Origin of the sequence: Paenibacillus sp. FSL H8-0537, from assembly GCF_038051995.1 — a bacterium.
Lineage (GTDB): Bacteria > Bacillota > Bacilli > Paenibacillales > Paenibacillaceae > Pristimantibacillus.
This window is the reverse complement of sequence record NZ_CP150290.1, coordinates 315,353-338,020: the sequence shown is the minus strand read 5'-3', so window position 1 is coordinate 338,020 and position 22,668 is coordinate 315,353. Positions and strand designations below refer to the sequence as shown.

Here is a 22,668-nt window from a genome sequence, read left to right as displayed (position 1 = left end):
TCAAAAAGCAAGCGACAAGCTTAAATAATTTTTAAAGCTTGGCCCGCTGTACCAGCGCTGCCGAGCCTCTGTATGAGGGGCAGCGCCGATGCAAGGGACTTTACAACTATTTTGTTTTATTTACGTTTTTTTCTAACAAAAGCAGCCGTAGAATTGCCGCCTCCGCTTTTCTTCTTGCGCTTCCTCTTAGCCGCGTCTCCGCTTGCTCCAGCAGCGTCTGGCGAAGCCTGCCCACTAGGATTCGCGCCGCTTGGCGCTGAGCCTGGCTGCGCCGCCTGGCGCCGCTTGCCGCCTTCAAAGCCACGGCTAGCTCCGTCGCTTCGCTCGCCGCCATCGATGCGACGGCTGCCTCCTCTAATCGGCAGCCCCCACATATCCGTGCGCGGCGCGCCTTCGCCGCCGCGCCCTTCGCCTCGATCCTGCGGCTCCGCCCGCACGATCCGCTGCGTCTGCTCCGCCGGCGCAAAGCTGCCGCCAGCGTCGCCCTTGCGCCCGCGGCGCGGCGCGTTCCCGCCGCCGCTTGCGCCTGGCGCAGCTCCGCGCCCAGCGCCCTTGCGCTGGCGCTTCGCGCCTTGGCCGGCTCCGCCGGCCTGAGCAGCTGAGTTCCACCACAGCTGCTCCTCACCAGCGCCGCCATCCTGGCGCTGGCTCTCTCCTGCCGGACGGCTTAGCGCGTCCGACAACCCCGGTGCGGCGCCTTCAACATCGCGCCGCTGCCACGGGTTCTGCCCATTTCCGGCTTGAGCACTGCTTTGCTGGCCGCCATCTCTCGCTCTGCCGCTGTTCGCTGCTCTTCCACTTTTTCCTGCTCTGCCTTGCCCTTCATTCCCCGCTCTAGCGCCTCTCACTCCGTTGCCTGCTCCAGAACCTTGCGCTCCATTGCCCGCTTTGGCGCTTTTGCCGCCCTTGCCTTTAAAGCCACCGTAGCCGCCATTTGCGCCTTTGCCGCCAGCAGCGGTACTATCGCCCTTCGCACTAGTGCCGGTGCCCGCACCGCCACCGCTGCTGCGTCCGCCTTTGTTAAAGCCGCCGCTGCGCCCGCGCCCGCCGCGCGAAGCGCCGAACCCGGCATCAGCGATGCCTTTAAAACCGCCGCGAGGCTTCATATCAACCATTTCAAAATCAATTGTATGGTCATTCATATTCACATTGCCAATGCGGATTTTCACCTCATCGCCAATTCGGTATACCTTGGAGGTACGTTCGCCGATGAGCACCATATGCTGCTCTTGGAAGTGGTAATAATCATCCGTCAGATCGCTCAGACGAATAAGCCCCTCCACTGTATTATCCAGCTCGACAAACATCCCAAAGCTCGTGACACTGCTGATGATGCCATCAAATTCCTCGCCAATTTTATCCAGCATGAATTCGCATTTTTTCATCTGCTCGGTGTCACGCTCAGCATCAGCAGCTACCCGCTCGCGCTCAGACGAATGCTGCGCAATATCCGGCATGCGGGCAGTCAGCGCCTCATTGCGCTTCTCGCTGAGCGCTCCGCCGCCTTCCAGCACCTCACGAATGACGCGGTGGATCACCAAATCCGGATACCGGCGAATAGGCGAAGTGAAATGCGAATAAAATTCCGCCGCCAGCCCGAAATGTCCCAAGCTTTGCGCATCATATTTTGCCTGCTTCATCGAGCGAAGCATCACAGTGGAAATAACCGTTTCTTCCTTCGCGCCTTTAATTTCCTCCAGCAGCATTTGCAGTGCACGCGGATGAACCGAGTTGCCTTTGCCCTTCACAACATAACCGAAGTTCGCGGCAAACTGCATGAAATGCATCAGCTTCTCCTGATCCGGGTCTTCATGAATCCGGTATAGGAAAGGAACACGCAGCCAGTGGAAATGCTCGGCTACCGTTTCGTTCGCCACAAGCATAAATTCCTCAATGATCTGCTCTGCGACGGAACGATCCCTCTTCACAATATCGACAGCCTTGCCCTGCTCATCAACGATAACCTTCGATTCCTGAAAATCAAAATCAATCGCGCCCCGCTTCATCCGCTGCTTGCGAAGCTTCATCGCCAGCTGCTCCATGAGCGTGAACATATCCAGCAAATCGGCGTAGCGCTCCTTCAGCTCGGTCTGCGGCTCCTCTTCGGTTGCAGTGAGCAGCTTGCGCACATTCGTGTACGTCATGCGCTCCTTCGTACGAATAACACTCGTAAACACATCATGGCGCACGCGCTTAAGTGTTTTGGCATCGAATTCCATCTCGCAGGAAAGCGTCAGCCGATCCACCTGTGGATTGAGCGAGCAAATGCCGTTCGACAAGCGATGCGGCAGCATTGGAATAACCCGGTCCACCAAATAAACGCTGCAGCCTCTGCGGAAAGCTTCCTGATCCAGCTCGGAGTTTTCACGCACATAATAGCCCACGTCCGCGATATGGACACCCAACAAATAATTGCCGTTATCCAGCACCTTTACATGTACGGCATCATCGAGATCCTTGGCATCCTCGCCATCAATCGTCACGATGACCTCATCCCTCAGGTCACGACGTCCCTGTTGAATAATTTCTTCCTCCGTTATGGAATTCGGCGCTGCTTCCGCCTCTGCATCCACCTCTTCCGGGAAGCCTTCCGGCAGCTGATGCTTGCGGATAATCGACAAAATATCAATGCCCGGATCATCCTTATGCCCGAGAATCTCAATAATTTCCCCTTGCGCCGCTGAACGGCCTTCCGGATAGGTTACAATGCGCACGACAACCTTTTGTCCGGATACGGCGCCTTTAAATTCATTTTTGGCGATGAAAATGTCGCGGTTAATCCGTTTGTCATCCGGCACAACAAAGGCGTACACTTCATGACTTTCAAAAGTGCCGACCACCTGTGTAACCGCTCTCTGCACAATGCGGACAACCTCGCCCTCCAGACGGCCTCCCGCTTGGCTCTTGGACGTCACACGCGCAAGAACAATGTCGCCGTTCATCGCGCTGAGCTGATCATTGGCATGAATGTAAATGTCAGGATGCTCTTTGTCGTCAGGCAGCAAGAAAGCAAAGCCTTTCGCATGGACCTGCAATTTTCCGCGCAGCAAATTCATCCGTTCCGGAACGCCGTAACGGTCATTGCTCGTGCGTAGGATTTTACCGCTATCCTCCAGTTGAGTTAGCAGCTGCAAAAAAGCTTTAAAATCAACAGCCTCCATCACGCCGAAATGCTGCTCCAGCTCCTGATAAGTCATCGGTTTATAAGCGGTCTCCCGCATAAAATCAAGCAATTCCTGCTCTTGTATCATTAGTTTCCTCGTCACCTCATATACCGGAGGCCATTCTATCAGCACTTGCAACCGGTTGATAGATTATTATATATCATTTAGTATACACGAAATTACCCAATCGCATCCGCGAAACAACAAAAAAAGTGGAGGAAACTCCCCCACTTTTTGCATGCAAGACAGAATATTACTGTTGTACGACGTAAGCAACAACGAGCGACAGGACGAAAAATCCAACAGCCAGTGCAATCGTCAAACGCTGCAGGAACAAGTCCAAACCACGCGCTTTCTGTTTGCCGAACAAATGCTCAGCGCCACCACTGATGGCTCCGGACAATCCCGCGCTTTTACCTTTTTGCAGCAATACGACAGCAATTAGGCCAACCGAAAAAATAACCAGTAGTATTTTCAAAGCTATATCCATTCAATCCACCTCCAGCATAGGAGCTCCATTAAAACATATAAAATGATTGTATCACAGCGATTTGCTGAAAACAATACTTTGCTGTTTAACCCTTACATTTCCTGTTAACGGCTACCCTTTTGCTGGCTGCGGATTTTGCATAAGCCTTTGCATAAAATGAAAGCTCAGCTCTGCGCTTTTCAGCGAAGTTTCCGTAAACTGCTGCTGCTCGATAATGATATATTTTACTCCCGATTGCTTAACCACCTCATACAGCTCGGAGTAGCCCACATCCCCTCTCCCAAGCTCCGTATCCTTGCGCCCCACCTGAAAATCTTTAAAATGGACAAGCGGCAGCCGATCTGAATAATACCTCACGTATTCAGCAGGATCATAACCCGCCATATAAATCCAGCCTAAATCCAGCTCTGCTTCCATAAGGTCTTCGGGCACAAGCTCCAGCAGGTGGACATATAGCGGCTTGCCTTCAACCTTTTTCCAATCCGCATCGTGGTTATGCAGGCATAGCTTAATGCCCTGCTGCTTCGTTTGCCAAGCGCATCGCTCCAAAATTTCTGCCAAATATTTTATATCGTCCATTTTCGGCACTTCTGGCACAGGAACCCATGGCACGACCATATATTTCAGCCCCAGCTCATTCGCATATTCTACCTGCTTCTCGAAGTCTGAAGGGATTTTTTTCGAATTTTCAAAATTAAGCGGAACATGGGCGGACGGCGCCACAAGCCCCAGTGAATCCAAACGTTCTTTCAGTCTTCTTGCCGGTGCGTGAAAATAGCCCCCGAATTCGACAGCCTTATAGCCGATCTCAGCTACCTTGTCCAGCGATCCCAATAGATCGCTTTCTGTAATATCCCGCAATGAGTACATTTGCAGGCTCAGCACTTGTTTATCCATAAAATAACACCTCCTTTTCTGCTCAAATCCAGCAACCATTTATAAAACAGGCTCGTCATTAGAGGTAACCAAGGTGAAACGGCTGTCGCCGTTCTCTGGCGGCACAGCGCGTTTCAGTCCGGGAAATATAGAGAAAGGATGGCGAAATCATTTCCTTTCCTATATTTCAAAAAACGTGCATGGATTCGCACACTACTTATGCAGAGGGGGATACCGCTATGTTTATTATCATTTGTTTAGCCGGGATTATCCTAACCATGATTGTTCTCAAAAAAGCGGGCGCCTTATACATTTACTCCAAAGGTGTCTTCATTTCCGTCATCCTTACGCTCATAGCTGCAATAGGTCTTTCACAAAATTATTTGTACAGTCTGATTCCCTCATATGAGGACGGTATTGCGGTTTCTAATTTTATTGCTTATTGGATTATAGGGGATAATGGCTGGTCGGTTCGGCTGTTTCAGCAGTATTCGGAAGGTTCGTTAATGCTTGCTATTGGCTTGCTGGTTGTCTACATTGTTGTGCATCGTGTGGAGTTGGCTGTTGGACGCAAAACGGCGCGATAGAAGGCTGCTGAAAAGGATCTGCGCTGCGTAAAAGGGTTGTGGTTCGATCGCTGTTGCCCTTGGAAATCCCTGAACAATAACTGCTTTAGCGGTAGATTTCCAAAGACACCAGCATATGCTTACGAAGCTGCTTTCCTACGGAAAGCTTTAGACGAACGCTGCGCTTCTCCACCCCAACCCTTTTACTCCGCTTGCCTTTTCAGCAGCCTTTCACCCTTTTACATACCAAAAACCCCTGCTCCACATTATTTGTGGGCAGGGGTTTTTTAAGTGCAATAAAGCTTATTCGCATTGATACTTGCTCACCTTGAAAAGGTCAGAATCAGAGTACTGGCTAATCATAATGAGCAAGTAGTCATTGGTTTGGGCTTATTTGAAGTTTTTAAGGTTGTAGAATGCGGATTTACCAGCGTATTGAGCTGTAGCACCCAGTTGGTCTTCGATGCGAAGCAATTGGTTGTACTTCGCTACGCGGTCCGTACGGGATGGAGCACCTGTTTTGATTTGACCAGCGTTTGTTGCAACTGCGATGTCAGCGATTGTGCTGTCTTCGCTTTCGCCGGAACGGTGGGAAATAACCGCCGTGTAACCAGCGCGTTTCGCCATTTCAATTGCGTCGAAAGTTTCAGTAAGGGAACCGATTTGGTTAACTTTAACCAAGATCGAGTTGCCCACGCCTTTTTCAATACCATCGGACAGACGCTCTGTGTTTGTAACGAACAGATCGTCACCAACAAGTTGAACTTTACCGCCCAATTTTTCAGTAAGCAATTTCCAGCCATCCCAATCGTCCTCGGAGCAACCGTCTTCGATTGTGATGATTGGGTATTTATCAACCCATGAAGCAAGCAGGTCAACGAATTCAGCAGGCGTGAAGGATTTGCCTTCGCCTTCCAGGTGGTATTTGCCATCTTTGAAGAATTCAGTCGAAGCTACGTCCATACCAAGGAATACATCAACGCCTGGCTTGTAGCCTGCGCTCTCGATAGCGGAGATAATTGTAGTGATTGCTTCTTCGTTCGAACCAAGGTTAGGAGCAAAGCCGCCTTCGTCGCCTACAGCTGTGTTCAGGCCTTTGTTTTTCAGAACCGATTTCAGGCTGTGGAAAATCTCAGCGCCGATACGAAGAGCTTCTTTGAACGTTGGAGCGCCAACTGGCAGAACCATGAACTCTTGTACGTCGATGTTGTTGTCCGCGTGCTCGCCGCCATTGATGATGTTCATCATTGGAACTGGCAGAACTTTAGCGTTGAATCCGCCCAGGTAAGTGTACAGGGATACGTTCAGTGCATCAGCAGCAGCGCGAGCTACAGCCATCGATACAGCAAGAATCGCATTAGCGCCCAGCTTAGCTTTGTTCGGCGTACCGTCAAGCTCGATCATTTTGCGGTCGATAGCTACTTGATCAAGAGCGTCCAGACCAATGATTTCAGGAGCGATAATCGTGTTAACGTTATCTACTGCTTTTTCTACGCCTTTACCAAGGTAACGGCCTTTGTCGCCATCACGAAGCTCAACAGCTTCGTATGCGCCAGTGGATGCGCCGGATGGAACGATAGCGCGGCCTTGGCCACCGGATTCTAGGGATACTTCTACTTCTACTGTTGGATTACCGCGGGAATCCAATACTTCGCGTGCATATACGTCAACGATAATAGACATGTTTGAACACTCCTCTTAGTTTGATGATTGTTGTTACTTCTGAATCAGGGAAATGCCCGTCATCTCTGCCGGCTTGGAAAGCTGCATCAGATCAAGCACCGTAGGTGCAAGGTCTGCCAAAATTCCGCCTTCACGCAGCGTTGCTCCAGCAACCGTCACAATGCAAGGCACTGGGTTGGTTGTGTGCGCCGTGAACGGACGTCCGTTTGCATCAAATACCATATCGGCATTACCATGGTCAGCTGTAATAATACATACGCCGCCTTTAGCAAGCACCGCCTCAACGACTTGACCCAAGCATGCATCCGTTGCTTCTACCGCTTTGATTGTCGGCTCCAGCATGCCGGAGTGACCCACCATATCCGGATTGGCAAAATTCAAGATAATTGCATCATGCTTGTCTGCTTCAATCTCGCTGACCGCAGCTGCTGCCACCTCATAAGCGCTCATTTCCGGCTGAAGATCATACGTTGCAACTTTAGGCGAATTGATCAGAACGCGAGTCTCGCCCGGAAGTTCATGATCACGACCACCGCTAAAGAAGAACGTAACATGCGGGTACTTCTCAGTTTCCGCAATGCGAAGCTGCTTCTTGCCGTTTTGCACAAGCACTTCACCAAGCGTATTATCGAGATTTTTCGGCGAATAGGCCACAAAACCGTCAATCGTTTCGCTGAATAGCGTCAAGCATACGAAATACAAATTTTTCGGAGCATGCTCCCCACGTTCAAAACCGCGGAAATCTGCGTTCGTAAACACTTGTCCCAGTTGAATCGCACGGTCTGGACGGAAGTTGAAGAAAATAACCGCATCCTCCGACTCGACGAGACCTACCGGTTTGCCATCCTCACCTACGATAACCGTTGGCATAACAAACTCATCATAAACGGATTTCTCGTACGATTCAACTATCGCCTTAAGAGGGTCCGTATATTGTGGACCTTCGCCATACACCATAGCGCGGTATGACTTCTCTACCCGCTCCCAGCGTTTGTCGCGATCCATCGCATAATAACGTCCTTGTACCGTAGCAATTTTGCCTACGCCTACCTCTTCGATCTTCGCGATTAACTGCTCCATGTAGCCTTTTGCGCTATCCGGGGCAACGTCGCGGCCATCAAGGAATGCATGGATATAGACCTCTTCCAGGCCTTCCTTTTTTGCCAGGTCAAGCAGAGCAAACAAATGCGCAATGTGGCTGTGTACGCCGCCATCAGACAGCAGGCCGTATAAGTGAAGCTTCTTGCTATTTGCTTTTGCATGGCGCACAGCGCCAAGCAGTGTTTCATTGTCGAAAAACTCGCCGTCGCGGATCGACTTGCTGATGCGAGTCAAATCCTGATAGACGATGCGGCCTGCTCCGATGTTCAAGTGTCCAACCTCGGAGTTGCCCATTTGTCCATCTGGCAAGCCTACCGCTTCACCGCTCGCTGTCAGCTGCGTATGAGGGTAAGTCGACCAGTAACGGTCGTAGTTCGGCTTTTTCGCTTGGGCAACTGCATTGCCTGTAACGTCATCGCGCAGACCAAAGCCATCAAGAATAATTAATGCAACTGGAGCAGCCATCTTACTTGGCCCCCTCGATCAGTGCGATATAGGAAGCAGGCTCAAGGCTAGCTCCGCCTACAAGCGCGCCGTCGATATCTTGCTGACCCATATATTCAGCAACATTGTTAGGTTTAACACTGCCGCCGTATTGGATACGAACCGCTGCTGCTGTAGCATCGTCATAAAGACCTGCAATTACGCTGCGGATATAACCGATAACGTCCTGTGCATCTTCAGAAGTCGAGGATTTGCCTGTGCCAATCGCCCAGATTGGCTCATATGCAACGACTACTTCAGCTGCTTGAGCTGCGGACAAGCCTTGGAATGCCGCTACCGTTTGCACGTTGCACACATTTTTGGTTTCGCCAGCTTCACGCTCTTCAAGCTTCTCGCCTACACATACGATAGGAGTCAGATCATGCTTGAATGCTGCATGTACTTTTTTGCCAACGATTTCGTCTGTCTCAGCAAAATAAGCACGACGCTCGGAGTGGCCGATAATAACATATTTTACGCCCAGGTCTTTCAGCATTACGCCGCTGATTTCACCTGTGAATGCGCCATTGTCTTCGAAATGAAGATTTTGTGCGCCAATCGCGATAGTCGTTCCTTTAGCTGCTTCAACAAGGGAAGGAAGTGCTGTGAATGGCGCGCAGATAACGCTCTCTACGCCATCAACCTCTGCTTTGCCTTTCACATCTGCGAAGAAGGAAGCTGCTTCAGAAACGGTTTTGAACATTTTCCAGTTGCCTGCAATAATTGGTTTTCTGCTCATATATATACCCTCCTGTACTGTATGGGTTGCTTATTTATCGTTAAGTGCTTCAACGCCCGGCAATACTTTGCCTTCCATGAATTCCAGGGAAGCGCCGCCGCCAGTGGAAATGTGGTCCATTTTGTCAGCAAGACCGAATTTCTCAGCCGCTGCAGCTGAATCGCCGCCACCGATAACGGTGTAGCCAGCTGTTTCTGCACATGCTTTCGCTACCGCTTGTGTACCATGGGAGAAAGGCTCGATTTCGAATACGCCCATAGGTCCGTTCCAAACAACTAGCTTGGAGTTTTTGATCGCTTCAGCGTAGATTTCACGCGTCTTAGGACCGATGTCAATGCCTTCCCACTCAGCTGGAATGCCGTCAACTTCAACGATTTGCGTGTTGGCGTTTTTGCTGAAATCATCAGCGACAACGATATCAACTGGAATGAGGAAGTTTTTGCCGAGCTTTTTAGCTTTCTCGATGAACTCAAGCGCCAGATCAAGCTTCGAGTTATCAACCAGCGATTTGCCGATTTCATGGCCTTGTGCTTTGAAGAACGTGTAGGACAAGCCGCCACCGATAATGATGTTGTCAGCAATTTCAATCATTTTGTTGATAACGTCAATTTTATCCTTAACCTTCGAACCGCCTACGATAGCTGTGAAAGGACGCTCAGGGTTGTTCAGCGCTTTGCCAAGAACATCAAGCTCTCTCTCCATCAATAGACCGGAAACAGCCGGCAGGTGGTGCGCAATGCCTTCAGTCGAAGCGTGAGCACGGTGTGCAGCGCCGAAAGCGTCATTTACGTAAAGATCAGCAAGCTCAGCGAAAGCTTTCGCCAGCTCAGCATCATTTTTCTCTTCGCCCGCATGGAAACGAACGTTTTCAAGCAGCAATACATCGCCAGCATTCAAAGCCGCGATTTGCGCTTTAACATTTTCACCGATCGACTCATCTGCTTTTACTACCGGTTTGCCAAGCAGCTCAGACAGACGCGCTGCCGATGCAGTGTGGCGAAGCTCTTCTACAACTTCACCGTTCGGGCGGCCCAAGTGGCTTGCCAAAATAACTTTCGCGCCTTTTTCGATCAAGAAGTTAATCGTAGGAAGCGTCTCACGGATACGCTTGTCATCGGTAATTTTACCATCTTCGAGCGGTACATTGAAATCGACGCGTACGAATACCCGTTTGCCTGCTACTTCTACGTCACGAACACTTTTTTTAGCCATGAATGTAACCTCCTGATATTAGCGTGCAAAGCTTGTCATCATCTATATTCAAACAAAAAGAAGCGTTCCCTCTTTATCAAAAGAAGGAACGCTCCCTCTTGGCTCGCGGCCAGAAGGCTCGCAAACCTGAAGCCGCGCTTCGTCGTGAAGACAAAATCGCGCCCCTGTTAAGGTTTCGCTTGAATCGCATACGATGCCCCGGGAGCGCCGCGGATTAAGCGTATCCCGCAGCCGGTGCAAGACCGGCCTGGGACGTAAAGCGTTCCATGTAATTGTGGGGGATATTTCCCTTGTTCTTACAGACCTTTGCTTGCGATATAAGCAGCGAGATCAACTACGCGGTTCGAGTAGCCCCACTCGTTGTCGTACCAAGAAATAACTTTTACCATGTTGCCTTCAACAACCATAGTCGACAAGCCGTCGATTGTGGAGGAAGCAGGGTCATGGTTGTAGTCGCTGGAAACAAGCGGAAGCTCGTTGTAGTTCAAGATGCCTTTAAGTGCGCCTTCGGAAGCTTCTTTCAGAGCAGCATTAACTTCTTCAACTGTTACGTTAACTTTCAGCTCAGCTACCAGGTCAGTTACGGAAACGTTAGGTGTAGGAACACGCATAGCCATACCGTTCAATTTGCCTTTCAGCTCAGGAAGTACAAGCGATACTGCTTTAGCAGCGCCAGTGGATGAAGGAATGATGTTCTCAGCAGCTGCACGAGCACGACGAAGGTCTTTGTGCGGTACATCCAGAACGGATTGGTCATTTGTGTACGAGTGGATCGTTGTCATCATGCCTTTAACGATGCCGAATTTATCGTTCAATACTTTTGCAAACGGAGCAAGACAGTTCGTTGTGCAAGAAGCGTTGGAGATGATTGTGTGTGCAGCTGCATCGTATTTATCTTCGTTAACGCCGATAACGACAGTGATATCTTCGTTAGTAGCAGGAGCGGAGATGATAACTTTTTTAGCGCCGCCTTTAAGGTGAAGCTCAGCTTTTTCTTTAGCTGTGAAAATACCAGTGGATTCAACAACGATTTCAGCGCCTACAGAAGCCCAAGCCAGGTTTTCAGGGTTGCGCTCAGCGAAAACTTTGATTTCGCGGCCGTTAACTACAATCGCGCCTTCTTTAGCTTCAACTGTAGCATCAAGAGTACCGTGAGTTGTATCATATTTCAAAAGGTGAGCCAGTGTAGCTGTGTCTGTCAAATCGTTTACTGCTACGATTTCTACATCAGCGTTGTTCAGAGCTGCGCGGAATACGTTACGACCAATACGACCAAATCCGTTAATACCTACTTTAACCATTGTTGTTTCCTCCTAGAGTGTTTTGGGATAAAAAATATATTTCAAGACATTTCGCATGCCGGGTGCCATTGTCTCGCACGGCGCGAAGCATCAAGATCACTTGCCAAGGTGAAACGGCTGTCGCCTTTCCTTTGGTGGCGCGGCGCGTTTCAGTCCGAGAAATATAAGCGGAGTATAAGCGTGAAACTTATACTTTCTTACTATTTCAAGCAAAAACGACTTCTTCGTCCTTCTAGGACGAGCGAAGAGCTTTGTCGGAGAAATATAAGTCCTATTTATAAGCTGCAACTTATAAATTCTTATATTTTTATGGTGCTGAGCCTTCAATAATTGCAATTATTTCTAATGCGGCAGCCTCATCAGTAACTAAAACATCATTGTGTCCAAAGCGCATAACTGCTGCGATCGCTTCGCCTTTGCTTTTGCCTCCGGCTACCCCGATAACAACTTCAGTCTTAACAATATCCTCGAGCCGTAGTCCTACCGTCGGCATCTTGTGAACCACTTGCCCGCTCCGATCAAAATAAAAACCGTATGCTTCCGCAAGTGCCCCCTCCGCTTCAATACCCTGCATCGTCGCCTCATCAAGCTTCCTGCGCCGAGCCATCACCATAGCGTCTCCGATGCCGTGCACGACAATACGCGCCCTGCGGATCACTTCTATAATGTCCTGGATATTCGGTTCCTGCATAATGGGAGCATAAGCTTCCTCTCCAAGATGATCAGGAACGTGAAGCAACCGATAATTGGCACCTGTCCGCTTCGCCATGGTGGAAGCAATCGTATTCGCCTGATAATCGACGCTTTCGCCAAGTCCGCCTCTTGCAGGCACGAACCAATTGGTTTTAAGCGGCGCCACGGCCGAAAGCTGATTTGCCACCTGAGCAGTCGTCGTACCGCCTGTAACGGCAATAACGTCGCCTTGCTCCATCGCTTTGCGCAGTACCTGTCCTCCTGCTCTGCCGAGTTCCCGCTTCGTCTGTGCGGATACATCAGAATCGCCGGCCACAACGACAACCTGGCTCAGCCCAAAATAACTTCTGATCTTCTCCTCAAGCTCCGACAAGCCGAAAATCGTCTGCACAAAAGGCTCAAACTGTTCCAGCAGTTCTTTGCCGGGTTCACTGATCCTCATGCCAGAGGCATGAATTTCAAGCAAGCCCTGTGACTTTAGAAAGTCCGTTTCTGCTCGCAGCACCCTCTCCGTCATACCGAGCGTTGTCGCAAGCGTTCTGCGGCCGATTAGATCAGAGAGCATAACCTGGTGCAGTATCCTATAGCGCTTCCTCATCACGTCGAGCAAATCTGGCAGAAGCTGCTGCTGCAATTCAATCATCTGGCGCATCTTCTAATTATTCACTCCACCCGTACTAAGTTAAGCGAAACCGATACTCACGCATAGCGGTGGACACGAAACGTCCCATGCTTTCGTTTTAAGTCCCACCTCTATTTTACCGAACTTGATCTAACATTTCAAGTCAACAATTTCATATGAAACCGTTTACCGACACGATTTTAGCAAATTTATTTTTAATAGCTGGCTTGATTTCTATTCACATTTAACATATACTAAATCTTGCTGTTACTTTTATACATGCGCCCGTGGTCCAATGGATATGACGTAGGCCTCCGGAGCCTGAGATCTAGGTTCGATTCCTAGCGGGCGCGTTCTGATTAACCGATAACAATTTGCAGCGAGCAATAGGCGTTTATGAAGCCTAGTATGTGGCCACCCTGATGAAAGGGTGGTTTTTTTATATCGTTTTTTAGCTATGAAACGGCATGCGCCCGAGAAAAATCTGATTTGTCTGACTATCTTTGACTTTTAACGTTTCATCCGCTATTATGATGTTACGGCAATATCAATCTTGTTATTTTTCGGAGGAGGTTTACAGGATATGAATTTCGTTCCTATGGTTATTGAGCAAACTAATCGCGGAGAGCGCTCCTATGACATCTATTCCCGGTTATTGAAGGATCGTATTATCTTCTTGGGCTCGGGCGTCAATGACGTTGTAGCCAACTCCATCATCGCACAGATGCTGTTTCTGACAGCAGATGACCCTGAGAAAGACATCTCCCTTTACATTAACAGCCCTGGCGGTTCGATTACCTCGGGTATGGCTATCTATGATACGATGCAATACATCAAGCCTGACGTATCCACCATTTGTGTAGGTATGGCAGCATCGATGGGCGCGTTCCTGCTTGCAGCAGGCGCCAAAGGCAAGCGTTACGCGCTTCCGAACAGCGAGGTTATGATTCACCAGCCGCTGGGCGGCGCTGAAGGCCAAGCGAGCGACATCGAAATCCGTGCTCGCCGCATTATCAAAATGCGCGACCATCTTAACGGAATCCTGTCCGAGCGCACAGGCCAACCGCTTGAGCGCGTTGAGAAGGATACCGATCGCGACTATTTCATGAGCGCCCAAGAAGCTTGCGCGTATGGTCTGGTTGATAAGGTTATTGAGAAAATCTAAATCATCCATCATTCATATGGGTGTATAACAAAACAAACCCGGTTCAGGCGAACCGGGTTTGTTTTGTTATGGACTCTTTTTCAATATGGCTTATATTTCAAAAAAACCGCCCTGGATCATCCTGATCCAAAAGGCGGCATGGCCAAAAGATATGGTTATGAGCAGACGAGTCCCTGCTGCATAAGGCTTCTTATTGGTTCTCGAGCTCTTCCTTGCTTACCAATGCAGCTAAAGCGTTTACAGCCTGTTCTGCGTCCGAACCTTCCGCACTTATGAAAACTTCAGTGCCCGAACTGATTGCCAAGCTCATAATTCCCATAATCGATTTGGCATTCACTTTCTTGTCGTCTTTCTCGACGAATACTTCTGATGAAAATTTATTAGCTTCTTGTACGAATAATGCTGCAGGTCTTGCATGAAGACCTGTTTTTAGTCGAACGACAACCGGAAGCCTTGTCATGGAAAGCATACCCCCTATATCTTATTCAATCCTTAATTATGCCGATAATTTTAAACTCATTGTATCATTATACCATCGGAAACATGAAGTTAAAAGTTTAGCCGTTGCGTATTTTTTCAGCAAGTTCGTCAATTTTGCGAAGCCTGTGGTTTACGCCTGACTTGCTCACTGACCCTTTGAGCAGTTCTCCAACTTCCTTCAAGTTCAGATCGGGATGCTGCAGGCGAATTTCAGCGACTTCCTTGAGCTTATCCGGCAAATTTTCAAGGCCTAGCTCGCGGTCCAGCAGTTTAATATTATCAATCTGCCGCACGGACGCGCCGATGGTCTTGTTCAGGTTCGCTGTCTCGCAATTGACGATTCGATTGACGGAATTGCGCATGTCGCGCATAATTCGCACATCCTCGAATTTAAACAGCGCCTGATGAGCGCCAATAATGTTCAGCAGCTCAATAATTTTCTCGCCTTCCTTAATGTAAAAAATAAAGCCTTTCTTCCGCTCGATGCAGCGGGCATTCAGCTCGAACTTATTGGCCAGCTCCACTAATGAGCCGCAATACTCCTCATACATTGAAGAGATTTCCAAATGGTACGAGGAACCCTCAGGGTTATTCACTGAACCTCCAGCAAGGAAAGCACCACGCAAATATGAACGTTTGCAGCAAGACTTCTTAATCATCGTCTTATCAATTCCGGAGTTGAACACGAAACCCTCAGATACGATATGAAGCTTGCTTAATATAGATTGTACCATTGTTGGAATACGTACGATATACACATTGTTCTTTTTCAGCCGCATTTTTTTCCGAACCAACAGCTCGGTGTGTACCTCAAAGTGCCTTTTGACCAGAGAATAAATACGACGGGCTATTGCAGCATTTTCTGTTGAGATGTCCAAAATGACTTTGCGGCTGGATAAGCTGACAGAACCATTCATCCGAATGAGCGCGGAAAGCTCTGCAAGCTCACAGCAGGAATCCGCTTCAATAAGCGTAAGTTCCTTTTTTGTTTGTGCCGCAAACGACATGGTTTGTCACCTCTTTCTAATCATCCAGTTTTCCACTAGCTTATAAATATGATGGCTTAGACGCTCGGCATCATGCCTTAGAAACGTCTGGAATAAAACAAAACGATCCTCAATAACCTCGCAGCCCTTGCTGCGAATAGCTTCCAAATCAATAGCGACGGGCTTCGCGCCCATCTCTGCGTATTTGGCTTCCACTTGCGGTGAAATTTCACCATTGTTCACAATGACATAATCGAATAATTGCAGGCCGATATGGGCCTCAATCGCATTCATATGATCCGATACCGTATAATTGTCCGTCTCACCCGGCTGCGTCATCACATTGCATACAAACAGCTTGACGGCGCAAGATTCCGTAATCGCTTGAGCAAGCATCGGAACAATCAAATTCGGCATAATACTCGTGTACAAGCTTCCCGGCCCAATTAAGATAGCATCTGCTTGCTCAATCGCTTTGACCGCTTCCGGCAGCGCGTGCGCATTCTCCGTATCAATGAATACACGTTTAATCGCTTGGCCCGCCTTTGGAATCATCGACTCGCCAATGACGATCGAGCCATCGGCCATTTCCGCCTTAAGCACAATGGCCTGGGCTGCGGCGGGCAAAACCCGTCCGCGTACCGCCAGTACCCTGCTCAGCTCGCGTACGCCCGTCACAAAATCGCCTGTGATGTCAGCCATAGCAGCCAGCATTAAATTGCCGAGGCTATGCCCCGCTAGTCCTGTACCTGAATTAAATCGGTATTGCAGCACCTCTGCGAGCAGCGGCTCGGTGTCGGCAAGTGCCATCAGCACATTGCGAACATCGCCTGGAGGCGGAATTTGCAGCTCATTGCGAAGCACGCCAGAGCTGCCCCCATCATCAGCAACCGTGACGATGGCTGTAATATCCATAGGCTTTTCCTTAAGCCCGCGCAGCATAACGGATAATCCTGTGCCTCCGCCAATGACCACGATCTTGGGAGGAGCTCCTATTTTGTGCCTGTTCTGCATACGTTCCCTCCGTTAATGCTTGTCGCGGTCGGAATCGCGATGGCTGACGCGTACCCGTTCCGTATCACTGCTTCCCAGCACACGGCCCAAGTATTCCGAAATCGCCACCGAGCGATGTTTTCCTCCGGTGCAGCCAATGCCGATAACGACCTGGCTCTTCCCTTCCTTATGATAAAGCGGAAGAAGGAACTGGAGCATGTCAACCAGCTTAGCCAGAAACGCCTGCGTTTCCGGCCATTTCATCACATATTCATAAACCTCTGGCGTCTGGCCGGTATTTGGGCGCAGATGCTCAATATAATGAGGATTAGGCAAAAAACGCACATCATAAATTAAATCCGCATCAATCGGAATACCATATTTAAAGCCGAAAGAAATGACATTGACTGATAAGCTATTTTGCTCCAGGTTCGTAAACTTGGAAATAATTCGCTCTTTCAACTGTGCGGGCTTGATGCTGCTCGTATCAATAACCAGCGAAGCAGACCCCTTCAGGTCCTCCAGCATTCTGCGTTCCAGCTTGATGCCGTCCAGCGGCAAGCCGTCGGGCACAAGCGGGTGACGGCGACGGCTTTCCTTATAACGTTGAACAAGCACGCCATCCGTCGCATCCAGGAACAGTATCTCACAGCTTATGGTAGAATGGTCTTTAATATAACTTAAGGACTCCGCCAAAGCTGTAAAAAACTCCCTGCCGCGCAAGTCAATAACCAATGCGACCTTGCCGATCTTCCCGTTTGATTGCTCAATTAGCTCAGCAAACTTTGGGATAAGCACCGGGGGCAAATTATCGACGCAGAAGAAGCCAAGATCCTCCAGACTTTGTACAGCAATCGTTTTGCCTGCACCTGACATCCCTGTAATAATAACAAGCTTCGCTAGTGCTGCTGCCGTCTCCATCTTCTTCTCCTCCTTACAAGCGGGGAAAATGTCCCTGTTATCCTATGTTTATCGCTACGAGCGCAAAATCAATCCAGCCGCGCCAACGACACCTGCATTGTTGCCGAGCGTAGCAGGGATGATTTTCACGCCATCCTGCGCTTCTTTCTGTGTATACTTCTCGAATACTTCGCGAATTTGATCGAATAGAAAATCGCCGGCTTTGGATACGCCGCCGCCAATAATGAAGCATTGCGGATTCAGCACGACTGCCATGAGCGCCATCGAGCGTCCCAAATAATACGCAGCACGGCTTACAATGCGTATAGCCACTTCATCTCCAGCTTTCGCTGCATCGATAACGTCCTTCGCCATAATATCTGTCACTTGAGCAAGCGTCGTACGGTCGCCGCGCTCAACGGCATCCTTCGCCATACGGATAATGCCCGTTGCGGAAGATACCGTTTCCAGGCAGCCCATTTTGCCGCAGCCGCACTGAATCGCTTCGAGATCCGGCACAATCGCAATATGTCCAAGCTCGCCAGCCATACCCGCAAAACCTTCAACGATTTTGCCGCCGATAATAATACCGCCACCTACGCCTGTACCAAGCGTATAGCATACGCAGTGATCGATGCCCTTGCCCGCGCCAGCCCAAGCTTCGCCCAGCGCCGCCACGTTTGCATCATTATTTACCAGCACTTTAGTTGCAAGCTTGGCTTCCAAATAATCTTTCAAATTTACGTCGCGAATCTTCAAATTCGGCGCGAACTTAATATAGCCCGTCGGAATGTCCAAGAAACCGGCTATTCCAACGCCTACGCCGCCAACCTGCTCCCATTCATAGGAAGATTCAGCGACGATGGCACGTGCATAAGCAGCAATATTTTCAAGGATAGCATCCGTACCTTTATTCGTTTCTGTGGGACCTTCATACGTATGAAGCAAATCCCCGTTCTCGTTGCACAATCCGACCTTAATTGCCGTTCCGCCAACATCGATTCCAACGTAAATCTTTTGAGACATTTGCAGTCCACCTCATTAATATGTTAATCTTCTCTGTCCACTATAAGCGAAGCTCCTCCCTCTGGTCAAGGCGGGAAGCTCCTTGCTGCCGCTGGATTTGCACGTTGAGTTCACCCCGTATATCCATTAGACTAGGGTCAAGGTGAAACGCGCCACGCCGCCCTTTGGCGGCGGGCTTTCGTTTCGCGATGAAATATAGAGAAAGGATGGGAACATCACATACTTTCCTATATTTCAAGCTAAAACAGCACGATCTCGTCCATCAGAAGGAGAAGTCCGTTTCACATCGGAACCGAAGCAGCCTATACAAGCCTAGCTGGCCGCTTATTATAGATCCATAAATCCACATCCGCTAGAAGGAGGTATTCGTCCTTGCCCTTTCACAACCAGCAAATATTGCCTGCTCCACGAAAAACGAAGGATTTGGAAAAGCTGATGACTTCTGACTTCTCCTATATTGTGCTGCTGGAGACGCATATCAGCCAATTGCAGAGCATTTTCGAGCTGGCGAATGCCCATGGCAAAAAAATTCTGCTCCACGCCGATTTAATCGGCGGTCTCAAAAATGACGAATACGCCGCCGAATATTTGTGCCAGATGATTCGCCCGGCCGGGCTTATTTCTACGCGCGGCGCCGTTATTAGTACAGCAAAGAAAAACGGCCTCATTGCGATACAGCGCTTGTTCCTGCTGGACACGCACGCACTGGAGAAAAGCTATGTGCTGCTGGAGCGCACGAAGCCTGACTATATTGAAGTGCTGCCAGGCGTCATGCCTCATATCATTCGTGAAGTTTTTGAACGGACGGGCATCCCGATTTTTGCCGGCGGACTGATCCGTACTGTAGCAGATGTAGAAAATGCGACTGCCGCTGGCGCTTCAGCAGTGACCACCTCGCGCAGCGAGCTGTGGACGCACTTCGCTTCTACGAACAAATAGTTTTATTCAGCAGCTCAATACTGCTCGGCTCCATTCTGCGCTACCAACATATGCTAAGGCATCGTTCTCCTGCTCTGGAGTGCGGCCTGGACAAACGGGCACACAACAAATAAAATAACCCTCTGCCTTATTTATCTGGCAAAGGGTTATTTGCTCTATTTTAATCTAAGCTTACAGAGATTGGCTCCAGTCATGCGTCATGCTGCCTTCAAGGAAACGTTCGCAGTCAAGCGCCGCCATACAGCCGCTGCCGGCAGCGGTAATCGCTTGGCGATATTTGCTGTCCTGCACGTCGCCACAAGCGAAAATACCCGGAACGTTCGTCTCGGAAGTGCCTGGCTTCACTTTAATGTAACCATGCTCATCCGTATCGATTTGTCCATTAAGGAAGGCCGTGTTTGGCGTGTGGCCAATCGCGATAAAAATACCGTGCGTCTCAATGACTTCTTCACTGCCTGTTTCATTGTTGCGTACTTTAAGACCAGTAACGCCCATTGGCCCAGCTACAACCTCAACTGGCGTGCGGTTTAGGCTCCAGTCGATTTTTTCATTTTCGCGTGCGCGGTCCTGCATGATCTTGGAAGCGCGCAGCTCATCGCGGCGATTTACAAGCTCTACATTCGTCGCAAAGCGAGTCAGGAAGCTAGCTTCCTCCATAGCGGAGTCTCCGCCGCCAACCACGATTATTTTCTTGCCGCGGAAGAAAAATCCGTCGCAAGTGGCGCAGGTGCTGACACCGCGGCCTACGTTTTCTTTTTCCCCAGGAATGCCTAGGTATTTGGCGGAAGCGCCAGTAGAAATGATAAGCGACTCGCCTACGTATTCGCCTTTGCCTTCTACTTGCAGCTTGAACGGTCTCGCCGAAGTATCCACGCTGTTTACCCAGCCTGTAATAAACTCTGCGCCGAAACGCTCCGCTTGCTTGCGCATATTAGCCATCAAGTCTGGACCCATAATACCTTCTGGGAAGCCCGGAAAGTTCTCTACCTCCGTCGTCGTCGTCAATTGACCACCCGGCTCCGGTCCTTCAATAACTAGCGGCTTCATGTTTGCACGAGCCAAATAAATCGCAGCCGTCAGTCCCGCAGGACCCGTACCGATAATAATCGCTTTATACATCCTGTAACCCTCCTTAAATTTTGCCCTATCCCTATTATATTTTACAGACACGCCTGCTCGCTATTCCAGCGGCTCATCTGGCGCAAATACCGAATTGATCGAACGCATTTTTTCCTTTATGCCGCACACTTGATCGATTCGCTTCGCATTTTTGCTGACCGTTGCAATGGAAGTGCCATAACGAACGGATACCTCATGATACGAAATCGTGCGCCGATGCATCTTCGCCGTCAAATATTCCAGCGCTGCGGCCCAGCCTTCCACCTTGCTGAGCTTCGGAACGTCCGGATATACACGGCTTAGAAACTCGACCCACAGCGTCATCAGATCATGCTGTTGGATTAGATCATAACGCTTGTTCATTCGCGAAAGCGCAGCCTCGACAACTTCCTGCCACTTGGCTTCCCATACGGGCAGCCGTGAAGGAACACGATTCGGTTCGATGACCGTTTCCTTGCCCTCCAATATGGCCTGCAGCGGCTCCTGAACATCAATCGTACGCAGAACGAAAATCGCAATCCGCTTCAAATAGTCATCTTCGCCCGGTTCGATCAGAAACGCCTTAAGCGCATCCTTTACTTCATTGTCAGCAATCATGCCGAGCGCCTGGATGACCTGCAGCTTCGTGTTGCGATCACCGTGGCGCAGCGCCCAGAAGAAGGAGGAGCGGACAAGCGGGTCACGCTTCAAATGGTCGGGCAGTCCATCCGAGGAGTTTTCCCAAAGCTTGAACTGCTCCTCAAACGGCAAATGATAATGGTAGCTGACCGCTGATTTGTGCTGCCCTTGCTTCACCAGCTCCAGCTGTTCCATATAATAGCGAGGAATATTCGATTTTGGATCTAGCTTTGCTGTCTGCCGCCAAAGCCGCTCGGCTTCATGGAACCGCCCAATATTGCAGGCCGCTACAGCCGCATAATGATACAGGCAAGGGTCCTGATTCAGATCAGGGTCCTTCAGCAAGCGAAGGAAGTGGCGGTAAGCCGCCTCGTGCTCGCCAAGAATCCCCATCGTCGTAGCCAGCTTAAATACATGCTCCTCATGAAAAGGCGCCGTCTTGCGCAGCAGCTCTACTAGTGGAGCCAAACTTTTCTCGTCCTCTGCATGCTGATAAAAGATCGCCAAATTGCACAAGGCATGCAGGTTGCCCGCATCAATATCCAGCGCCTCATGTATCGTTTCCATCGCCTTATCAAACAGGCCCATATAATAATAAGCGAGCGCCAAATTATTGCGTGCTGCCAGAAACTCCGGCTGCGCCGCAATAATGTCCTCCAGTAGTCGAACCGCCTCGGTAAACTTGCCTTCCTCCAGCAGCGTGCGTGCCTGATCATGCTCGAACAAGCCTTCACGCGCCTTAATACTCGTTACCCGCGTTGGACGCTCCAGCTCATAATCGAGCAATTCCATCATTTCTTCCGCCTCATCGAGGTACTGCCCATCCGCATCCTCTTCGAGATAATGCACCAGTGCCCCTTCAGCGGCTTCATATTGTTCCATGTTGGCATAGTTGTTCGCCATATAGAAATGGCATTCCGTCATCGTAGGATCAAGCTCATCGACGATCCAATGCAAAATTTTATTGGATTCCTGATAGTTGCCCATTTCCGATAAAATGCCTGCCATATTACAATGGTTAACCGGATTTTCCGGCTCATATTCCACAGCACGGCGAAAATATTTGAGTGCCTTGTCATAGTGGTATCGGTCCAACGAGCGGACAGCCCGTTCGAAAAAGAATGTGGCATCCCACTGAACAGGTATGATTTTCGTCTTTGGGTCAGCTGTGGCAGCGCGTTTCTTTCCCTTCATTGGCAAGGCACCTCCCGGAAACTTCATTTTCTACGATTATAACATAGGAACGGTCAACTCGCGCACTCAAACTAAAGGAAACGCTCCGCCGCGGCCGCTATTGCCCGCGCTCCCTTGGGGCAACAGGCAAAAAAGCTATGAAAATAGCGGACGTTTTAATAACCGCCCGCGATTTCATATAAGTATTTATGCTGTTTTTGGTAAGGAGTCCATGAGGTGAAACGGCTGTCGCCGTCCTCTGGCGCCGCAGCGCGTTTCATTCCGAGAAATATAGAGAGAGGATGAGAAAATCATATCCTTTCCTATATTTCAAAAAAG

19 protein-coding genes and 1 tRNA gene are annotated in these 22,668 nt (G+C 49.6%); 4 read left to right on the top strand and 16 right to left on the bottom strand.

Annotation, left to right across the window (positions count from 1 at the left end):
• Nucleotides 1-116: 116 nt before the first annotated feature.
• The 3 genes from rnr to MHB80_RS01495 form a co-directional block, all read right to left on the bottom strand.
• Nucleotides 117-3,251 carry a ribonuclease R gene (gene rnr / locus MHB80_RS01505; RefSeq protein WP_341280510.1) on the bottom strand — a complete coding sequence of 1,045 codons (3,135 nt, stop codon included), beginning with the start codon at nt 3,249-3,251 and terminating at the stop codon, nt 117-119.
• Between the two features lie 166 nt (nt 3,252-3,417).
• Entirely contained in the window at nt 3,418-3,654 is a 237-nt protein-coding gene (secG, locus tag MHB80_RS01500; protein WP_046234099.1) for a preprotein translocase subunit SecG, read from the bottom strand.
• 111 nt (nt 3,655-3,765) lie between these two features.
• Nucleotides 3,766-4,551, bottom strand: a complete 786-nt coding sequence (locus MHB80_RS01495) for a sugar phosphate isomerase/epimerase (RefSeq protein WP_341280509.1) — start codon at nt 4,549-4,551, stop codon at nt 3,766-3,768.
• Between the two features lie 218 nt (nt 4,552-4,769).
• Between MHB80_RS01495 and MHB80_RS01490 the strand changes: the two genes are divergently transcribed.
• A complete protein-coding gene (locus MHB80_RS01490) occupies nt 4,770-5,117 on the top strand; it encodes a hypothetical protein (protein ID WP_341280508.1) in 348 nt (115 codons plus the stop codon).
• Between the two features lie 369 nt (nt 5,118-5,486).
• On the opposite strand, the gene eno is transcribed toward MHB80_RS01490, so the two are convergent.
• From eno to MHB80_RS01460, 6 genes are all read right to left on the bottom strand, one after another.
• On the bottom strand, nt 5,487-6,779 hold the full coding sequence (gene eno / locus MHB80_RS01485) for a phosphopyruvate hydratase (protein WP_341280507.1): 1,293 nt from the start codon (nt 6,777-6,779) through the stop codon (nt 5,487-5,489).
• A 33-nt stretch (nt 6,780-6,812) separates the two neighbouring features.
• Entirely contained in the window at nt 6,813-8,345 is a 1,533-nt protein-coding gene (gpmI, locus tag MHB80_RS01480) for a 2,3-bisphosphoglycerate-independent phosphoglycerate mutase (RefSeq protein WP_341280506.1), read from the bottom strand.
• A gap of 1 nt (nt 8,346) precedes the next feature.
• Nucleotides 8,347-9,102 (bottom strand): triose-phosphate isomerase, encoded by a 756-nt coding sequence (tpiA, locus tag MHB80_RS01475; RefSeq protein WP_341280505.1) that lies wholly within the window; start codon nt 9,100-9,102, stop codon nt 8,347-8,349.
• A 30-nt stretch (nt 9,103-9,132) separates the two neighbouring features.
• A complete protein-coding gene (locus MHB80_RS01470) occupies nt 9,133-10,314 on the bottom strand; it encodes a phosphoglycerate kinase (RefSeq protein WP_341280504.1) in 1,182 nt (393 codons plus the stop codon).
• 296 nt (nt 10,315-10,610) lie between these two features.
• Nucleotides 10,611-11,615: a type I glyceraldehyde-3-phosphate dehydrogenase gene (gene gap, locus MHB80_RS01465; protein ID WP_341280503.1), complete on the bottom strand. Its 1,005-nt coding sequence runs from the start codon at nt 11,613-11,615 to the stop codon at nt 10,611-10,613.
• 307 nt (nt 11,616-11,922) lie between these two features.
• Nucleotides 11,923-12,960, bottom strand: a complete 1,038-nt coding sequence (locus MHB80_RS01460; RefSeq protein WP_056032491.1) for a sugar-binding domain-containing protein — start codon at nt 12,958-12,960, stop codon at nt 11,923-11,925.
• A gap of 251 nt (nt 12,961-13,211) precedes the next feature.
• Between MHB80_RS01460 and MHB80_RS01455 the strand changes: the two genes are divergently transcribed.
• Both MHB80_RS01455 and clpP read left to right on the top strand, forming a co-directional pair.
• A tRNA-Arg gene (locus tag MHB80_RS01455) sits at nt 13,212-13,283 on the top strand.
• A gap of 230 nt (nt 13,284-13,513) precedes the next feature.
• On the top strand, nt 13,514-14,095 hold the full coding sequence (clpP, locus tag MHB80_RS01450) for an ATP-dependent Clp endopeptidase proteolytic subunit ClpP (protein ID WP_341280502.1): 582 nt from the start codon (nt 13,514-13,516) through the stop codon (nt 14,093-14,095).
• A gap of 190 nt (nt 14,096-14,285) precedes the next feature.
• Here the strand turns inward: clpP and MHB80_RS01445 are convergent, their stop codons facing one another.
• The 5 genes from MHB80_RS01445 to MHB80_RS01425 all read right to left on the bottom strand — a co-directional run bounded on the left by MHB80_RS01445 (nt 14,286) and on the right by MHB80_RS01425 (nt 18,480).
• A complete protein-coding gene (locus tag MHB80_RS01445; protein ID WP_046234108.1) occupies nt 14,286-14,555 on the bottom strand; it encodes an HPr family phosphocarrier protein in 270 nt (89 codons plus the stop codon).
• A 97-nt stretch (nt 14,556-14,652) separates the two neighbouring features.
• On the bottom strand, nt 14,653-15,582 hold the full coding sequence (whiA, locus tag MHB80_RS01440) for a DNA-binding protein WhiA (protein WP_341280501.1): 930 nt from the start codon (nt 15,580-15,582) through the stop codon (nt 14,653-14,655).
• A 6-nt stretch (nt 15,583-15,588) separates the two neighbouring features.
• Nucleotides 15,589-16,575 carry a YvcK family protein gene (locus tag MHB80_RS01435; RefSeq protein ID WP_341280500.1) on the bottom strand — a complete coding sequence of 329 codons (987 nt, stop codon included), beginning with the start codon at nt 16,573-16,575 and terminating at the stop codon, nt 15,589-15,591.
• 12 nt (nt 16,576-16,587) lie between these two features.
• The gene (rapZ, locus tag MHB80_RS01430) at nt 16,588-17,475 is read right to left on the bottom strand and encodes an RNase adapter RapZ (RefSeq protein WP_341280499.1); all 888 of its coding nucleotides are present in this window, start codon (nt 17,473-17,475) and stop codon (nt 16,588-16,590) included.
• A gap of 54 nt (nt 17,476-17,529) precedes the next feature.
• Nucleotides 17,530-18,480 carry an ROK family glucokinase gene (locus MHB80_RS01425; protein ID WP_341280498.1) on the bottom strand — a complete coding sequence of 317 codons (951 nt, stop codon included), beginning with the start codon at nt 18,478-18,480 and terminating at the stop codon, nt 17,530-17,532.
• 372 nt (nt 18,481-18,852) lie between these two features.
• Here MHB80_RS01425 and MHB80_RS01420 point away from each other — a divergent pair, with 372 nt between their 5' ends.
• Nucleotides 18,853-19,419: a glycerol-3-phosphate responsive antiterminator gene (locus tag MHB80_RS01420; RefSeq protein WP_341280497.1), complete on the top strand. Its 567-nt coding sequence runs from the start codon at nt 18,853-18,855 to the stop codon at nt 19,417-19,419.
• 171 nt (nt 19,420-19,590) lie between these two features.
• Here the strand turns inward: MHB80_RS01420 and trxB are convergent, their stop codons facing one another.
• The gene (trxB, locus tag MHB80_RS01415) at nt 19,591-20,538 is read right to left on the bottom strand and encodes a thioredoxin-disulfide reductase (protein WP_341280496.1); all 948 of its coding nucleotides are present in this window, start codon (nt 20,536-20,538) and stop codon (nt 19,591-19,593) included.
• Nucleotides 20,539-20,598: 60 nt separating this feature from the next.
• On the bottom strand, nt 20,599-22,350 hold the full coding sequence (locus MHB80_RS01410; protein WP_341280495.1) for a tetratricopeptide repeat protein: 1,752 nt from the start codon (nt 22,348-22,350) through the stop codon (nt 20,599-20,601).
• Nucleotides 22,351-22,668 lie beyond the last annotated feature (318 nt).

What these genes read in the sequence shown, in the direction of transcription:
- rnr (WP_341280510.1), bottom strand. Translation starts at nt 3,251, where the DNA reads ATGATACAAGAGCAGGAATTGCTTGATTTTATGCGGGAGACCGCTTAT.
- secG (WP_046234099.1), bottom strand. Translation starts at nt 3,654, where the DNA reads ATGGATATAGCTTTGAAAATACTACTGGTTATTTTTTCGGTTGGCCTA.
- MHB80_RS01495 (WP_341280509.1), bottom strand. Translation starts at nt 4,551, where the DNA reads ATGGATAAACAAGTGCTGAGCCTGCAAATGTACTCATTGCGGGATATT.
- MHB80_RS01490 (WP_341280508.1), top strand. Translation starts at nt 4,770, where the DNA reads ATGTTTATTATCATTTGTTTAGCCGGGATTATCCTAACCATGATTGTT.
- eno (WP_341280507.1), bottom strand. Translation starts at nt 6,779, where the DNA reads ATGTCTATTATCGTTGACGTATATGCACGCGAAGTATTGGATTCCCGC.
- gpmI (WP_341280506.1), bottom strand. Translation starts at nt 8,345, where the DNA reads ATGGCTGCTCCAGTTGCATTAATTATTCTTGATGGCTTTGGTCTGCGC.
- tpiA (WP_341280505.1), bottom strand. Translation starts at nt 9,102, where the DNA reads ATGAGCAGAAAACCAATTATTGCAGGCAACTGGAAAATGTTCAAAACC.
- MHB80_RS01470 (WP_341280504.1), bottom strand. Translation starts at nt 10,314, where the DNA reads ATGGCTAAAAAAAGTGTTCGTGACGTAGAAGTAGCAGGCAAACGGGTA.
- gap (WP_341280503.1), bottom strand. Translation starts at nt 11,615, where the DNA reads ATGGTTAAAGTAGGTATTAACGGATTTGGTCGTATTGGTCGTAACGTA.
- MHB80_RS01460 (WP_056032491.1), bottom strand. Translation starts at nt 12,960, where the DNA reads ATGCGCCAGATGATTGAATTGCAGCAGCAGCTTCTGCCAGATTTGCTC.
- clpP (WP_341280502.1), top strand. Translation starts at nt 13,514, where the DNA reads ATGAATTTCGTTCCTATGGTTATTGAGCAAACTAATCGCGGAGAGCGC.
- MHB80_RS01445 (WP_046234108.1), bottom strand. Translation starts at nt 14,555, where the DNA reads ATGACAAGGCTTCCGGTTGTCGTTCGACTAAAAACAGGTCTTCATGCA.
- whiA (WP_341280501.1), bottom strand. Translation starts at nt 15,582, where the DNA reads ATGTCGTTTGCGGCACAAACAAAAAAGGAACTTACGCTTATTGAAGCG.
- MHB80_RS01435 (WP_341280500.1), bottom strand. Translation starts at nt 16,575, where the DNA reads ATGCAGAACAGGCACAAAATAGGAGCTCCTCCCAAGATCGTGGTCATT.
- rapZ (WP_341280499.1), bottom strand. Translation starts at nt 17,475, where the DNA reads ATGGAGACGGCAGCAGCACTAGCGAAGCTTGTTATTATTACAGGGATG.
- MHB80_RS01425 (WP_341280498.1), bottom strand. Translation starts at nt 18,480, where the DNA reads ATGTCTCAAAAGATTTACGTTGGAATCGATGTTGGCGGAACGGCAATT.
- trxB (WP_341280496.1), bottom strand. Translation starts at nt 20,538, where the DNA reads ATGTATAAAGCGATTATTATCGGTACGGGTCCTGCGGGACTGACGGCT.
- MHB80_RS01410 (WP_341280495.1), bottom strand. Translation starts at nt 22,350, where the DNA reads ATGAAGGGAAAGAAACGCGCTGCCACAGCTGACCCAAAGACGAAAATC.